Source organism: Streptomyces sp. NPDC018019 (genome assembly GCF_044327805.1).
Classification (GTDB): Bacteria; Actinomycetota; Actinomycetes; order Streptomycetales; family Streptomycetaceae; genus Streptomyces.
Genome location: NZ_JBIRGD010000001.1, coordinates 369,724 through 385,259, shown reverse-complemented (window position 1 = coordinate 385,259; position 15,536 = coordinate 369,724). Strand labels below are relative to the sequence as shown.

At 71.9% G+C, this 15,536-nt stretch carries 14 protein-coding genes; 9 read left to right on the top strand and 5 right to left on the bottom strand.

Annotated elements, in window-relative coordinates:
* Nucleotides 1–52: 52 nt before the first annotated feature.
* Both ACH4FX_RS01825 and ACH4FX_RS01820 read left to right on the top strand, forming a co-directional pair.
* Nucleotides 53–226 (top strand): hypothetical protein, encoded by a 174-nt coding sequence (locus tag ACH4FX_RS01825; protein WP_398474210.1) that lies wholly within the window; start codon nucleotides 53–55, stop codon nucleotides 224–226.
* On the top strand, nucleotides 223–543 hold the full coding sequence (locus ACH4FX_RS01820; RefSeq protein WP_398474209.1) for a hypothetical protein: 321 nt from the start codon (nucleotides 223–225) through the stop codon (nucleotides 541–543). The genes ACH4FX_RS01825 and ACH4FX_RS01820 overlap by 4 nt, the downstream gene beginning before the upstream one ends.
* 68 nt (nucleotides 544–611) lie before the next feature.
* On the opposite strand, the gene ACH4FX_RS01815 is transcribed toward ACH4FX_RS01820, so the two are convergent.
* The 3 genes from ACH4FX_RS01815 to ACH4FX_RS01805 all read right to left on the bottom strand — a co-directional run bounded on the left by ACH4FX_RS01815 (nucleotide 612) and on the right by ACH4FX_RS01805 (nucleotide 3,972).
* Entirely contained in the window at nucleotides 612–1,805 is a 1,194-nt protein-coding gene (locus tag ACH4FX_RS01815) for an IS701 family transposase (protein WP_398474208.1), read from the bottom strand.
* A 330-nt stretch (nucleotides 1,806–2,135) separates the two neighbouring features.
* Nucleotides 2,136–3,074: a phosphotransferase family protein gene (locus ACH4FX_RS01810; protein WP_398474207.1), complete on the bottom strand. Its 939-nt coding sequence runs from the start codon at nucleotides 3,072–3,074 to the stop codon at nucleotides 2,136–2,138.
* A gap of 115 nt (nucleotides 3,075–3,189) precedes the next feature.
* Nucleotides 3,190–3,972, bottom strand: coding sequence for a TetR family transcriptional regulator (locus tag ACH4FX_RS01805; RefSeq protein ID WP_398474206.1), 783 nt, complete (start codon nucleotides 3,970–3,972; stop codon nucleotides 3,190–3,192).
* 507 nt (nucleotides 3,973–4,479) lie between these two features.
* Here ACH4FX_RS01805 and ACH4FX_RS01800 point away from each other — a divergent pair.
* The gene (locus ACH4FX_RS01800) at nucleotides 4,480–5,949 is read left to right on the top strand and encodes an IS701 family transposase (protein ID WP_398474205.1); all 1,470 of its coding nucleotides are present in this window, start codon (nucleotides 4,480–4,482) and stop codon (nucleotides 5,947–5,949) included.
* A 147-nt stretch (nucleotides 5,950–6,096) separates the two neighbouring features.
* On the opposite strand, the gene ACH4FX_RS01795 is transcribed toward ACH4FX_RS01800, so the two are convergent.
* Nucleotides 6,097–7,305: an NAD-dependent epimerase/dehydratase family protein gene (locus tag ACH4FX_RS01795; RefSeq protein WP_398474204.1), complete on the bottom strand. Its 1,209-nt coding sequence runs from the start codon at nucleotides 7,303–7,305 to the stop codon at nucleotides 6,097–6,099.
* A gap of 146 nt (nucleotides 7,306–7,451) precedes the next feature.
* Entirely contained in the window at nucleotides 7,452–8,066 is a 615-nt protein-coding gene (locus tag ACH4FX_RS01790) for a ScbR family autoregulator-binding transcription factor (RefSeq protein ID WP_398474604.1), read from the bottom strand.
* Nucleotides 8,067–8,282: 216 nt separating this feature from the next.
* Between ACH4FX_RS01790 and ACH4FX_RS01785 the strand changes: the two genes are divergently transcribed.
* From ACH4FX_RS01785 to ACH4FX_RS01760, 6 genes are all read left to right on the top strand, one after another.
* On the top strand, nucleotides 8,283–9,434 hold the full coding sequence (locus ACH4FX_RS01785; protein WP_398474203.1) for a ScbA/BarX family gamma-butyrolactone biosynthesis protein: 1,152 nt from the start codon (nucleotides 8,283–8,285) through the stop codon (nucleotides 9,432–9,434).
* Nucleotides 9,435–10,322: 888 nt separating this feature from the next.
* The gene (locus ACH4FX_RS01780; RefSeq protein ID WP_398474202.1) at nucleotides 10,323–10,484 is read left to right on the top strand and encodes a hypothetical protein; all 162 of its coding nucleotides are present in this window, start codon (nucleotides 10,323–10,325) and stop codon (nucleotides 10,482–10,484) included.
* A 375-nt stretch (nucleotides 10,485–10,859) separates the two neighbouring features.
* Nucleotides 10,860–12,158, top strand: coding sequence for a hypothetical protein (locus ACH4FX_RS01775; protein WP_398474602.1), 1,299 nt, complete (start codon nucleotides 10,860–10,862; stop codon nucleotides 12,156–12,158).
* Between the two features lie 101 nt (nucleotides 12,159–12,259).
* A complete protein-coding gene (locus ACH4FX_RS01770; RefSeq protein WP_398474201.1) occupies nucleotides 12,260–12,883 on the top strand; it encodes a hypothetical protein in 624 nt (207 codons plus the stop codon).
* 214 nt (nucleotides 12,884–13,097) lie between these two features.
* Entirely contained in the window at nucleotides 13,098–14,513 is a 1,416-nt protein-coding gene (locus ACH4FX_RS01765) for an MFS transporter (RefSeq protein WP_398474600.1), read from the top strand.
* Complete coding sequence (locus ACH4FX_RS01760; RefSeq protein ID WP_398474200.1) at nucleotides 14,510–15,463, top strand: hypothetical protein; 954 nt, start codon at nucleotides 14,510–14,512, stop codon at nucleotides 15,461–15,463. Before ACH4FX_RS01765 ends, ACH4FX_RS01760 begins: the two co-directional genes overlap by 4 nt.
* The last annotated feature ends 73 nt before the right edge of the window (nucleotides 15,464–15,536 follow it).

Below are 15,536 nucleotides of genomic sequence, written 5' to 3'. Positions count from 1 at the left end.
GGGCACCCGAGAACTGAGTGAACAACTGTCCTCCATAATGGAAAGGCAGATCATGCTCTTCCTTGTCGCAGCCCTCCTCCTGCTGGGAATCGTGGTGGGTACCGCGGCACATCTCCCGGTCCCTGTCACGATCATCGCGGCCGTGGCCATCGGTTGCTGGCTGCTCGTCTTCACCATCCGCGAGCGCCGCCACCACACCACCAACACCGAGGGAGCGTCCCGATGACCACCCTCATCACCGCACACCAGACGGACACCGACACCAAGACCGACACCGAGGCCGGGACCGGCCCCCGCCGCACCCCGCGCGGGCAGGCCGACGGCATGGCCGTGGCCGCGTTCGTGCTCGGCCTCGTCGGCACCCTGGTCGCCAACGTCATCCTCGGCCCCTGCGCCCTCGTCCTCGGAGCGCTGGCCCTGGCACGCCACACCACCCGGCGCGCCCGCGCCATGCTCGGCATGGCCCTGGGCGCCGCCGACCTGATCATCCTGGCGACGCTGGCCACCGCCGACGGCTCCCTGAGCTGGACGTTCGGCGGCTGATCCGGTCAGGTGCCGCCCCGGCGCCCCGGAGACCGCCGTACACGAAGTACGAAGTACGCGACCGCCCGTCACCCCACGAGGGTGAGGGGCCGTTCGCGTTCGCCCCGGCCGGGCCCCTGGCGCGGGTACGCGTACGAAGACGGAGACGAGGGCGGTGGCGGGCAGGGCGCCTGCGGATCACGGACCACCGCCCGTACGGCGTCGAGCGCCGTGAGCGACTGCACCGCGTACGCGACCGACGCCAGCGTCATGTGGCGGTGCCAGCCGTCGTACGACCGCCCCTCGAAGTCCCGCAGCCCCGTACGGCCGCCGGTCCGGGCACTGTCGCGGGCCACGCGCGCGGCCGTCCTGGTGAGCAGGTGCAACTCGGCCGGTGACTTCCGGGTCGGGGTCGTCAGCCAGAAGTCCGCGCGGTCGCCCGCCGCACGCCCGTCGTACGCCTCGGGGTCCTCGTACCGCTGCGCGTAGAGCAACTGCTCGCCACTGCCGTCGCCCGCCCGCGCGGGGGCGACCCGGACCAGCACCGCCCGTACACCGGGAGCGACGTCGTGCACCGGCAGGCCGAAACGTTCCGGCGCGGCGAGGATGCGCTGGGCCGGGAGAGCGCCGCTGCGGGACGGCCGGCCGTAGCGGTCCACCAGATGGAGCACGATGGAGCCGGGCGTCCGGGCCAGGACGGGCAGACCGAGCGGCGCGAGCGCGCTCATCACGTCGGCGGCGTGGTGCATCTGGCTGTCCCAGACGACCGGGGGCAGGTCGCCCTCGGTTGCCGTCGGGAGGCCCTCGGTTACCGGGTACGCGGAGCGCTGTGCCAGCCGGAGGATCTGCGCCACGCCGTCGTCGCAGGCGGCGGGGGTGCCGGAGTCCGGGGGCGGCAGGTGCAGGCACCAGTCGACCGGTGCGACGAGGGACCGGCCCGCGTACCAGAGGCCGTACGCCAGCTGGCCGTTGACCAGCTGCCCGGTGGCGGGGACGAAGCGGCGGTGCACGCCGACCGAGTTCGTACCGGACTTGGGGATGAGCATCGGCCGGACGACCCAGGAGCGCGGCCGGGCGCGCTGCACCAGGTACTCCGCCAGGGCCTCGCGGACGGCGCGCCAGCCCCACGGGGCGTTGCAGATGAAGTGGTGCAGGCGCTGGGCCGCGCCGGTGTCGTCCAGGGTGCGGGCGATGTTGCGGATGGACTTGCGGCCGGGGGCGGTGAGCAGCCCGCGCACGTACTGCTCGCCCTTGAGGTGGTGGTCCGCCCTGGCGAAGGACACGAAGAGGTGTCTGCACAGGTCCCCGATCCACGCCTCCTGAGTGCTGGTCGGCCGCCCGGGGAGGGGCGGCGGAACGGCGGTGCGGGCTGCGGGCACGGACAAGGGACTGGCCCCCGGGGAGATGATGGGCAGGCGGGCGACAGCCAGACAATAAAGAACGTTCGCTATTTTTCTGGGGTCGGCAGCCGGATCACGGACGACTTCACGAAGTTCCGAGGGCGGCCGGAGGCGACACCACTGGGCGCGGGCGGTACGGGCGTTCGCAGGCGGGGCCCGGATCGACCCGTCGCCCCGAACCGGTCCGATGCCCCAAATCCTGCCCGCCGCCCCTCAGCCCTGGAAACCGCCCGCGAACGGCATCGTCCGCCACTGCTCGACGGCCGGCTTCACGGCGTCCGCGAGCAGGGGCAGTTGCGGCACGAGCGCGAGGCACGACACCGCCCGGAGCATTCCCACGGCGTTGACCAGGCGCTGGACGCGCTCGTCCAGTTCCCGCAGGCCCCGGCGCCGCGCGGCACCGTTGTACGCGGCTGCGCACTCGGGGCCGAGGGCCGCCAGGTCCCACTCGACCGGTCCGAGCGTGGTGAGTTCGAAGTCGGAGTACAGCGCGCCGTCCGGCGTGGTGACGATGTTGACCGCAGGCGCGTCCCCGTGGATGGGCTGCACCTCGATTCCGGGGAACTCCGCCTCGAAGGCCGCGCGTGAACTGACCACGGGCTCCAGGACCGCCCACTCGCGCCGCGCGCGGTCGAGGTCGGCCGCTTCGAGCAGGTCGGGCCGCCCTTCGAGCGCGGCGAGCGCATCCGTCGTGAACCTCGGTTCGGCCGCCGAGAGGAACGGCAGCTCACCCGGGTACGCACGCAGTGCGGCGTGCAGGTCGGCGACAAGGGCGGAGTTGCGCACGTAATCAGGCTCGCTGCCCTTGTCGTGCTCGACGAACTGCCAGAACGTCATGGAGAAGCCGTCCCGCGTCACGGGTTCCCGGGGCACGAGCGGGCTCGGCGGCACCACCGGAACGCCCTGGTCCGCGAGCCAGCCCACCACATCGAGCTCCAGCCGCTGGCGGGCCGCCTGGCTGTCGGGTGTCGCGTACGGCGGCAGAACGGTCGGCACCCGGACGACCACGGGCGAGGGCGCGAGGTGGACGACGACGGAGAACACGTCGTGGAGCACCGCCGGGTCGGTGACCGTGAGCCCCAGTCCGCGCCCGGCGGCGACGGCGGCGTCCAGCGCACGTGACGTGCGGGCGGCGAGCTGATCGGACGTCATGAACCCGGGTGTTCCTGGCATGCGGGCGATGGTGCCACGGGGGACGCTTCCTGGCTAAACATGTGCCGGTCGGACGGCGGGCCGGGCCGAGGACACCTGGCCGTATGCGGCACAGCTAGGTATTCGCCGACCGCTCCGACGGCCCGAGGGCGCGCGTGGGAGCGTCCCGGACGGGCCGTACGACCATGTCGTACCGCTGGGCCACCCGGCCGAGCCGCACCGCACCGCCGTCCCCCGCCGCGCGGCCGTCGCTCGCCGCGGCGCCCGCCGGGGGCTCGTCGCCGCCCACCACGAGCGGCGTCCGGGCGCCCAGCAGCAGGCCCCACACCCGGTCCACGTGCTCCCAGGGGGACAGCCCGGCGGTGGCGCCGCGCGGTACGCCGATGCGGGCCGCGAACTCCGCGCCGGTCACCACCGACAGCGCGGTGGCGGTGACCGCTTCCGCGGTCGTCCAGCCGGCGATGTCCGCGCGCGCACGGTCGACGAGTTCACCGAGCCACGGCAGCCACATCGCGTACCAGGTGTCGCCGTCGCCCGGGAAGTCCCAGGCGAGGCGGGCGGCGGCCCGTACGGCCGGTTCCTCTTCGAGCAGCCGGGCCAGGACGCGCGTGAAGGTGACGACCCGTCGTAACTCTCCGTGCGCACCGGCTTTGGGGCACCCGCCCGCCGACCTGAGGGTCACCAGCGCGCCGCGGGTCAGTGCGCATCCGGAGTCGCGGACCGCCTCGGCGAGCGCGGCCTTCGAGGAGAAGTGGAACGTCAGGGCGCCGATCGTCACCTCGGCGGCGGTGCTGATGCGGGCCAGCGAGGCGCCCGCGTAACCCTTCTCGGCGATCTCGTCGGCGGCGGCCCGCAGCAGGGCCCGGCGCGTCCGCTCAGCTCGGTCCTGTCGCGCCATTGTCCCGCCTCGGTGATCGCCCTCGGTTGCCAGCGCCTACCGGTGACACCCAACGGCCCATGTTAAAGCTGGGTTTGGCGGGTCGCACGGCTCCGGTGGCAGTTGGCGGAGACTTGATCAGTATGGGAACCGGGTTCCGTCAAGGGGTCTGCCGGACGGGTTTCGCGACCGGCCGGACGACCGGCCCGCCCACCGGCCGACCGGTCGGCGAAGCGGAATCCCGGGGTGGCGGTGCGCCCGCTTCCGCGGCGGCCCGCGGACCGGGCCAGGGGCGCGCGTACGCAACCGGCGCGCCATCGGTGCCGCACCGCTCGCGCCTGCTGCCCGGCGTCCGTGCGCACACGTGTCTCCACAGCCGTCCGAGCCCCGCTCCACAGCCGCCCGAGACGGTTCCGGGTATGACGAAAACAGCCCCGGACCTCGCGGGCTCGCAAAAAAAACGATCGTTCTTTATTCTTTGCTGGTCGGCGCCCGATCCACGGGATGACCACGGGAGGGAACGAACTCATGACGACAGAAACTGCGCAGCCGGCCACCCGCACATCCGCACGATCCCTGTCCGCCACCCTCCCTTCCGGCCACCCCCTCGCAGCCGTCGGCGCCACCGGCAAGTCCGGCGCGCGTGATCTTTCCGGAGTCCCGGCCGACGCCTTCCCCGGCGGCACCGGCCGGGCCGTACGTCCGGGCCGGGCCGGCCGGACCGGCACCACCAAGGCCCCCGGCAGGACCGGCGGGACCGGCCGAACCGGAAGCGCCCGCCGCACCGGCCGGACCGGCACCGCCCCCGCGTCCACGGCCTCCGCCACCGGCTCCGCGCCCGCCTCCGTCGCCTCCCCCGCCACCGCCTCCGGCACGTTCGACGCTTTCGCGGACGACCTTTTCGGCCATCTGCCGCGCACCGACCAGCGCCGCTGGGCGCACGCGTACCTGCTGGCGCTGCTGACCACCGAGGGCAAGAAGTCCGTCCGCCGGCTGGCCGCCGCGGTCTCCGACTCGCCCACCGCCTCGCAGTCGCTCCACCAGTTCCTCAACGCCAGCCCCTGGGACTGGAACCCGGTACGGCGCGAGATCGCGCGCCGGGCCGAGGTGCCCGGCCCGCCCCGGGCGTGGATCCTCGCCCCGGCGGTGCTGCCCAAGCGCGGCGGCCACTCCGTCGGTGTGCACCGCCGCTTCGACTCGCACGCCGGACGCACCGTCAGCTGCCAGCTCGCCATGGGCATGTTCCTGCCGGTGGGCGACGTGCCCGCGACCCCCGCCGCCACGACGACCGGGGTCGCGACGGCCGCCGACTGCGGCGGCAGCTCGGCCGTCTCGGTCGACTGGCGGCTGTTCCTGCCGCCCCAGTGGGCGGGCGACGCCGAGCTGCTGCGCCGCAACCGCATCCCCGCCTCCGAGGCGAAGAACCCGCGCCCGATGTGGGTGCACGCCCTGGACCTCGTCGAGGCGCAGGCCGCCCGTACGAGCTGCCCACCGGCTCCCGTCGTGGCCGACCTGAGCGAGTACTCCGATTCCGTACGGCTCATCGAGGCACTGGCCCGCCAGGGGCGCGACTTCGTCATCGCCGTACCGTCCGCCACTTCGCTGGCCACCCCGGCCACGCCTGGCATGGCCGGCGACCCGGGCGCCCGCCCGCGCCTCCAGCAGACCGTGGCCACGCCCGTACGGCTGCCCGGCTCGCACCACACCTACCGCGCCTTCGCGGAGCCGGGGCAGACCGGCCCCCGGCCGAACCGGATCTGGCTCACCAACATGGCGCACCGCCGGATGGGACAGCTCGTCGGCCTGGCCCGGCTGCACCAGCTGCCCGCGGCCACCCTGCGCGCCCTGGAGACGGACTTCGGGCTGCACGACTTCGAGGGCCGTTCCTTCCCGGGCTGGCACCACCACATGACGCTGTCCTCCGCCGCACACGCCTATCGTGCCCTGACGGCCGCGCCGGACGAACAGACACTGAACAGAGTGCGGTTCGTTTCCTGACGCCGGGACGCATGCCGATGCGCCGGGTCTCTTCGGAGGCCCGGCGCGTTCGCGTGTGGGCCCGGCGCGTTGGCGTATGGGCTCGGTGGGGCGGCGGGCCGCACCGGGTGGGCGGGGGCGGGTCCGTACAGGCGGACGGGGCCGGGTCTATGCATGCGTCTGGAGGCGGGCGCCCAGGTGGGACCGGTACCAGTCCGCCGCCTCCGCGAGCCGTACGAGCGGGCCGGGGCCCGGGTCGCAGCCGGCCGCCGTCCACACCTCGTCGCTGCGGTACCAGTGGTCGCGGGCGAGGAGGGCGAACTGCCGCTCGCTCACCCGGCCGGGAGTGGCTTCGAGGCGCTGGAGGCAGTCGTCCCAGGAGAGGTCGGGGAGGTCGGAGAGGCGGGGGCGACCGGGGCTGTCGGAGGAGCTGGTGATGCTGGTGAGGCCGGGGAGGCCGGCCAGGCCGGGCAGGCCGTCGGGGAAGGCCCCGTGGGTGAGCAAGGTGTCCATGAGGTCCCCGTTGCTCACGGGAGTGGGGTGACTGGCGTGCTGTACGCCGCCGGGGATGCCGTCCGGGGCGAGGGCCAGCCGTACGAACAGCCGGGCCAGGTCCTCGACCGCCACGACCGACAGCAGGCCGCGCCCGCCGTCCCAGCGCGCCGGCACCCGGCCGAGCAGTTCCGCCAGCGCGGGTACGACCCACCGGTCGCCCACGCCGAGCACCAGGCCCGGCCGCAGCACCGTGCCGCCCGCCGCCAGCACCGGCTGTTCGGCGGCGAGGCGGGTGCGGCTGGCGGCGGAGACCGGCGCGGGCGGGATCTCGTCCACCCCAGGGCCGGAGTGCGGCCCGGCCCCGTACACGGCAGCCGTCGAGAGGTGGACGATACGGCCGACACCGGCACGTACGGCCTCGTCCACCAGGGCGGCGGTGCCGCGCACGTTCACCAGCTCACAGCGGTCCTCGTCCCGGCCGATGTCGGAGGCGAGGTGGAGCAGGACATCGGCGTCGGCGCAGAGGCCGCGGAGGGTGGCGGGGTCGGCGAGGTCGGCGCGGACCCAGTCGATGCGGGGGGCTTCGGGGGCGTTGGGGACGCCGGCGGCATCGAGGGCGGTTCGGCTGCCGGGGGCAGACTGCCCGCCGGAAGTCGCTGCCGGTGCCGGGACGGGTGCCGGTGAGTTTTCGTCAGGCGTTGCGGACGGCTTACGGGACGTGGCGCGGATCTGGAGGGGGCGCGGGGACGAGCCCGGTTCCGTACGCAGGAGTTCCCGGACCACCGCCGACCCGATGAAGCCGGTCGCTCCGGTGACCACCACGCGCCACGGACGCGCCGTCGGCCCGCCCGCGGCCTCGCTGTTCGCCTCGTTCTCCGTCACGCTCGTGCACTCGCTTCCTGACGTGCTTGTGGAACCGCTCCGCGCCATGGTCTCGCACGTGTCCGCCGGCCTCGTCGCCGCCTCCCGGACACCGCTGCCGGAGGGGCCCTTCGGGGCCCCGTGCTACGGCTTCAGCGCCCGGGCGCTCAGGCCACCGCCCGGCGCCGCCGCGCCGCGAAGGTCACCAGCGGCCGGACGGGCGGCGCGGCGACACCCGGCAGCAGATAGCGCCACAGGGACACCACCCGCTGGTGCAGATCGGCCCGGCCGGAGGAGATCTGGGAGAAGAGTTGCGTACCGGTGTACGCACTGACCAGGACCCAGGCCAGTTCGTCCACATTGACCTCGGGAAGCAGTTCGCCCTTTTCGCGCGCGGCGCGCAGCTGGCCGCCGAACTCCTCGGCCCAGTGCCGGTAAGCCGAGTCGTCCTGCACCCCGAACTCGCCCTGTTCCACCGCAAGCCGGACGCCCGCTCGCAGTGTGGGATTTGTCTGCAATTCCTCGGCCAAATACAGGGTGATGTCGACCAGGCGCTGGAGGCCGTCCTCTCCGGGCGGCAGTTCCAGTCCGCCGCCCTGCTCGATCATCACGGCCTGGGCCAGTGCCTCTTTTGACGGAAAGTGGAAGTACATCCCACCCTGCGTCACTCCGGCCCGCTTCATGATCTTGCTGATACTGGCGCCGCTGAACCCGAACTCGTCGAACACTTCGGCGGCCGCCCGGAGGATGACCTCACGTGTCCTGACCGCACGCTCCTGCATGGACAGCACCAGCTCCCTCGACAAACAAAACGAATACTATTTATTTTATGAAAGCCGAGGCTCTCACGCTGTGACGGCCGAACCGACCGCACGGCGGCCCACGTTGGCCACCCGCCGGCCCGCTCAGGAACGTAGCGGACCGGTTCGAGCGCCCCGGCGGACCACAACGGGCCGCAACGGACCGGACCTGCAGACACTCCTCAGGGGGATACCCGCATGAGCACCACCGGCCAGCTTCCGAAGTTTCCCGCACCTGCTGCCGCCGGCCCTTCCCCGCGCACGCTGACCACCACCGTGCCCAAGGAGTATGTGCACAAGACGGCGCTGTCCGAAGTCCTGCTCACCAGCTGGCAGGAGACGGCCCCGGATGTCCACACCGTGACCGCGGAATGGCCGCGGGCCCATACGTTCTACTCCTCAAGAAATCGGCTGCACGACCCGCTTCTGCTCATCGAAACGATCCGGCAGACCATTCCGCTGCTCTCACATCTCGCTTACAACGTGCCGTTCGGACACCAACTCATCTGGGACCACTTCACTTATTCGCTCGAACCTCACGTACTGCGTACCGAGACTGCCCCCACCGAGATCGAACTACGCATCGTCTGCTCCGACATCAAACGCCGTAAGGACACACTGAGTGCATTGACCATGGATGTCGAGGCCACACGGAACGGTGTCCTCCTCGGTACCGCGGTCGCACGTTTCACCAGCCACGCGCCGGCCATCTACCGCCGCCTGCGCGGCGCATACGGCGACGCCCGGGAGGCGATGGCCCGCGCTGTACCGCTGCCGCCGCCGGTGGCGCCGCAGCGGGTGGCCCGCGAGCATTTCGAGAGCGTCATGCTCTCGCCCACGGACACCCGCAACCGCTGGCAGCTTCGTACGGACACCACCCACCCGGTCATCTTCGACCACCCGGTCGACCACGCCCCCGGCATGTTGCTGCTGGAAGCCGCCCACCAGGCCGTCCACGCGGCGCTCCATCCGCTGGAGGTCATACCCGTCGGACTGAGCACCGTCTTCACACGGTATGCGGAGTTGGACGCCCCGTGCTGGATAGAGGCGACGGTACTCGGCCGCCCGGAAGCGGGCAGGGAAAAGATGACGAAGTCGGGCGCGGAACCGGGCCCGAAGTCGGCGGTGGGAACGCAGTCGAGGGGCGGTTCGGAGACCGGGGCGGACGCCGGCACGAACACGGGAGAGGGTCCCGAGAAGGGCTCCGGCGGGAGCGCCGGAACGCTCTCGCAAACCGACGCCTCCGGTCTCATCCACACGCGCGTCACCGCGCACCAGAATGGTCAGGAACTGTTCTCCGCCAGGGTTACGGCACGGCCTCTGGAAGAGGTGTCGCGTACGGATTCGTAGGCGGCGCGGCGCGCGGACTCACCGGCCGCACCGCGCGCGGATTCGTGGGCGACATCGCGTGCGGATTCGCGCAGGGGCGGCACCGGTCCCGCGCGCGACGGGAGCCCCAATTTGCATGGCCATTGCAGGTATACGCGCGGAGATTCCTGACGGGAACCATGTGGAGCGCGGACAAGGTTCCGGGCAGGGGCATGGGGCGGAGATACAGGCGGGCCTGTGGGGCGGAGCGCGGGTCGGGACGCGCGTAAGGATCCGCGCAGGGGTGCGCATGCGGCCCGCTCAGAGGTACGCGCAGGGGCCCACGTAGGGCGCGTGCGGGAGGGCCGGAGGTGCGCAGGGAACCGCGTATGGATTCCGTAGAAATTTCGCCGGGATTTGCCTCCGGAACGAGGCCCTGAACGGGCTCGGCACGACGGACGGGGAGGGTCGCCGCGGCTCCCCCCGCAGCGCTCGCCGGATGCTCGACGCACCCGTCCGACGGACGCACATTGGCCGCCATCCCGACGCGACTTCGGGAAATTCACTGGGCGTTCACCTGGTGGGCGCCTGGTCGCAAACCGGCCATCCGACACCGTTCCGGCCATCGGCTTGCTTGACATGTACATGGTAGACCAATCATCTGTCCGAACCTGGCTTCACCGTGCGATTCCGGCCACAACCGACCACAATCGGCCACCAAAAGCCCCTGGACATCCCCGAACTGTGGCCAGAACGGGAAAGAACAAGCCAAACTGCCGCCCGAAGTCCGCGTTTGAGCCATCACGCGATTGAGAGCCTTTGACGATCACTTGGTCTTTCTTTTACGTTCTAGGGAGCGGCACCCGCGCGGCTCGCGTGGCTGATCAACGCCGTTTTCCACCATCCCCTGCCTGCGGAGGCTCGACGGACATGGAACAGCTGATCAAGAAGATGGCCCAGGACGGCGTCTGGCGTGAGTGGGTCGCCCTGAACTCCCCGCGCGGCGCCGGAAAGGACGGCTGCATCAGCGTCTCGAAGTCGGGCTGCATCAGCGCGACCAAGGCCGCGCCCAAGACGGGATGCATTTCCTGACCGGGCGCTGAGCCCTCCCGGCGGGGAACCGGCCGGCGGCCCGCACACCACCGGCCGGCTCCCCGCCACTTCCCGCTCCATGCGGCTTCGAGAAGCTCCACGGCTTCGAGCAGCCACAGGACTTCGAGAAGCCGCACGACTTCGAGAAGTCCAAAGCACAACAATCGCCGGGCGTCCGGCACACCGTGCGACGGCCGACCCGGAACAGCACGCGTCACCGGCACGAGGCGCGACGCGCGATCCGCGACGCACCACGCAGATTCCGTGCCGCGCTCCACGTATCCGCTCCACGTACCCGCTTCCCGTACCCGCTTCCCGTACGCCGCGACACCGATCACTCCCCGTCCGCCAGACAAGACAGACCCGAGGGTGACCATGGATGGCCAGCCGAGCCGGCCGGGACAACCGACCGCCGACATCGTGAACCGGATAAGGGACATACCGATCTACCGCGCGTCGATAGAGCGGGGTCATTTCCCCATACTCGACAAACCGGAGATCGCCCGGGGTTTTCCGGACAATTGGATGACACCGGCACTGGCCGACGCGCTCGCCGCCGGCAAGGCGGAGTACGTGCTTTCCACGGGCACCAACCACGCCCGTATGCAGATCATCCGGCCCCCGTACTTCCTCCTCAACTCCTACTACCAGTTGTGGAGCGAACACCCGGACATCGCCCACACCTGGCGCGACGGCTGCCAACGCGTCTCGCTGACCACGGTGTTGGCGACCGAACACGTCGCGCGCGTCAACGCCAGGAAGCGCGGGCGGGAGGCGCTCGCGCCCGTACCGGACCTGGACGACCGGCGGCTCGACGACCGCACCTGCTACGTCAACCTCACGCTGGACCCGGCACTCTGGGACCGCGCGGACGTGGAACGGATGCTCGCCGAGATCCGTACGGCCCGGCAGGCGCACCCGGAAGGCCGGTACCACCTCGACTGCTCCGGCTACCACCTGGCGCATCTCGTGCGGAAGGTCACCGACTGGGGCCTGTGGGACCTGTTCCCGCAGCCGGCGAGCATCGTGCACGCCTACGAGTACACGCCGGTGAACGTGCGGCGCTTCCTGTACGAGCACTTCGACTGCCCGGTCATCGACCTCTTCGGCAGCACCGAACTGGGCTACCTCTACTACAGCGACCGGAACGGGCGGTACCACCCCTACCTCGACAAGATGAGCGTCGAACTGGTCCCGGTGGCGCCGGACAGCGGCATCTTCAGCATGATCGTGTCGAGTGTGCGCAACCCGTACATGCCGCTGATCCGTTACCGGTCCGGGGACTGCGCGCGCACGCTGGACGGCACACCGGACCCTACGAAGATCACCAGGTTCTGCGGCCGTGAGAAGGAGTTGCTCGCGTCGGCGCACGGCCGGGGGCCGGTCGCGCAGGGCGATCTGGACGACTGCGTGAGCGACGCGTCGTCGCGTGTATTCGTCCACCAGCTGCGTGTGCAGGGAGCCGGGGCCGGAGACGGGACCGGGACCGAGGCCGAGCTGCGGTACACGACGTTCGACGGCGACCCCTTGGACGCGGCGGAAGCGGCGGCGCTGGGCGCCGGCGTCGAGCGGCTGACCGGCCTGACGTGCCGGGTCGAGCACTGCGCGCACATCCCGATCGGGAAGTCGGGGAAGTACGCGTGGCTCGATCGGGGGGCTGGTGTGGAGGGCTGAGGGAGCCGGGACCGGCTCCGAACCCGCCCTGCCCACCGCGCGTCCGCCCGCGCCAGGCCGTCCAACCGCGTACGGAAACACGCGAAGCCAACGGGAGAACCATGACCACGCAGCCGCAGGACCAGCTTCCGGCCCCCACCGGAGCGGAAGCGCACGACCAGGCGCCGGACGTCGAGGCAGCGCCCGTTCAGGGGGCGCCCGACCGGACGCCGCACGACCAAGGACCGCACGTCACCACGGCCGATCTCATAGCCCTGCTCGGCGAGCGTCTGCACACCGAAGTGGTGGAGCACTTCGTGGCGCTGACCGGCGCGTCGCCCGCGTACGTGGAGCGCCAGGTCGTCGAGTGCCTGCGGTACCTCTACCTGGTCTCCCGCCACCGCGACCGGCTGAGCGGGCTCTTCCTGCCCGTCGAGCAGGACATCGACGAGATCTGGCACTACCTCATCCTCCAGACGCGCGAGTACCGGGAGTTCTGCGAGGAACGGCTGCCGGGACGGTTCTTCATCGAGCACCGCAGCATCGGCTACGAGGACTACCAGCAGGAACCCGGCCGCGAGCAGGCGATAGAGGAAGCCCTGCGCTGGATACCGCTGTACGTCCGCGAGTTCGGCCCCTTCGACGAGTGCGCGCTGCCGCACTGGACGATCGTGCGCTTCCTGCACGACCAGCTGAACATGTCGCTGCGGGACATCGCGGCACTCCAACCTGCCGGCGCGCCCTGAGCGTGCCTCCGGGGCAGCCCGATCACGAGGAAACGGACCCATGAGCGCTCGGCCCGGCGAACCGGCCCCCCACGCGAACCTCCATGGCCCGCACGACGAATCCCACGACCACATGACGGAGGCACACGGCGCTTCACCCGTGGCGCACGGTGCTTCACCCGAGGTGCACGGTGCTTCACCCGAGGTGCACGAACTACAGGACGGCGCGCCCGAGATGCCCGGCACCGGGTCTGCGCCCGTCGAGCCCGCGGAGGGCACCGAGCCGCCGGAGCAGAAACGTGTGCTGACCGTGCTCGCGCTGTCGCAGACGCTCAGTGGCGCGGGGCTGGCCGCGGGCATCACGGTGGGTGCACTGCTCGCCGAGGAGATGCTCGGCTCGACGGGCCTGTCCGGCCTGCCCGCGGCCCTGTTCACGGGTGGTGCCGCGCTCGGTGCCGTGGGCATCGGGCGAATCTGCCAGCGCTGGGGCCGGCGCCCGGGGCTCACCCTGGGGTACGCCACCGCCGGTCTGGGCAGCCTCGGCGTCGTCATCGCCGCCGTCGTCGGCAACGTGTGGCTGCTGTTCCTCTCGCTCCTCGTCTACGGGGCGGGTACGGCGACGACCCTGATGGCCCGGTACGCGGGCGCCGACCTGGCCTCGCCGGCGCGGCGCGGCCGCGCGGTCAGCCTCGTGCTGTTCGCCACCACGCTCGGCGCGGTGGTCGGGCCGAACCTCGTCGGCGTCACGGGCGACGTCGCGCACGGCTGGGGCATTCCGCGCCTGGCCGGGCCGTTCCTGCTGGCGGTGGTCGCGTACGTGGCGGCCGCGGTGGTGCTCGGGGCGTTCCTGCGCCCGGACCCGCTGCACCTGGCGCGGGCGCGTGCGGCGGCAGCCTCCGGCGACGGGAACGGGGCCGAGGGGGCTGAAGGGGTCGAGAAGGCCGAGGGGGTCGAGAAGGCCGAGGGTGCTTCGGAGCAGGCGCCCGGTACGGCCGCGCGCCCGAACGTGCGCGGGCTCGTCAGCGGTGCCGCGGTGATGACGCTCACCCAGCTCGTCATGATCGCGATCATGACGATGACGCCCGTCCACATGCGGGCGCACGGCCATGCGACCGAGACCGCCGGGCTGGTCATAGCCCTGCACGTGGCGGCGATGTACCTGCCGTCGCCGCTCACCGGATGGCTCGTGGACCGGGTCGGCCGGCTGCGGGTCGCGGCGGCCTCCGGCATCGTCCTGCTCGCCGCCGGCGCCCTGGCCGCGCTGGCGCCGGCGCATTCCGTACCGGCCCTCGCCACCGCACTCGTACTCCTGGGCATCGGCTGGAACTTCGGCCTGGTGAGCGGCACCGCCATCGTCACCGACGCCGTACCGCTGGCCACCCGCGCCTCGACGCAGGGCCTGGTCGACGTGGGGATCGCCGTCGCGGGCGCTACCGGCGGCATGGCGTCGGGGCTGGTCGTGGCCACCGGCGGGTACACCACGCTGGCGCTGGCCGGTGGGTTCGTGGCGCTCGCCGTCGTCCCTCTGCTGTCGCTGGCCGGGCGCTCGAAGGGCGATGCCCGCAACGCGCCCGTGGCCACACCCGCGCCCGTAACCACGCTTGCGCCTGCCCCCGCACCCGCCTCTCCCCCTTCCGGGGAGCAGTCATGAAGGGATCGAACGGCAACCGCTTCACCTGGTTCCCCCGGCCGCTGTCCATCCGCCCGGACACGGCGGGCCACCCTGCCCACTACACGGCTTCCCACCGCCCGCACAGCCCGCCGGGCGCGGAGCCGGAGCGTACGGTGACGCGTACGCCCGTGCGCACGGCGGCGCGCGCCACAGCCCGTACGCCGGTGCGCACGCCGGACCATGGCTCCGGCCGTACGCCGACCAGCACGCCAAGTGCCACCCGGGGCACCGCGCCGCGGGCCCGTATGCGCACCGCCTCCTTCAAGGAGTCCGGGCCCCGGACGTACGGCGGGGGAAAGTACGGCCACCGGCCGTACCACAACCAGGCACGCAACCAACGGCCTCAGCGCACCCGCAACCCCCAGAACTCCCGTCCCAACCGCTCCACGCGCTCCAATCGCTCCTTCCGCCCCACCCCGGACCTTCGCCCCCTCAGCGTCCTCCGCGCCCTCGGCACCCTCGTCGTAGTCCTGACCCTGCTCTTCTCTGGCACGGCAGCGGCCAAGGGCGGCAAGACCCCGTTCCTCACGGCCACCGGCACCACGCCCGCGCACACCCTCGCCTCCGCCCCGGACCCCACCCCCACCCCGGCGGCTCCGCCCGGCGCACACGGGCCACCCACCGAACTGTCCCCGGCGATCAAAGCCCGCAACACGGGCATCCAGTACCGGCGTGACAACGAACGCGACCCCGGGCGGGAGAAGGAGAAGGACCGCAATCAGGCGCGTCGCTGCACGCGGACCGCGCAGGGCGAGCCGTCCCCGTACCGCCGCCCGACCCCGCCGTGCCTCCGTACGGCCCGGTCGTACCCGCGCACCGGCTTCCTGACCGCACACGCACACCCCGGCGCCGCCGCACTCACCACATCAAGACCAGGCGTCGCCACCCGTCCATCCCTGCACTGTCTGCACTGCGTCTTCCGCTGCTGAGGAGTACCGCCGGGGCTTCCTGCTCCGCACCAGTCGAACGGGTTCTGCCATGCCCTCAATGGCACCACTTAAC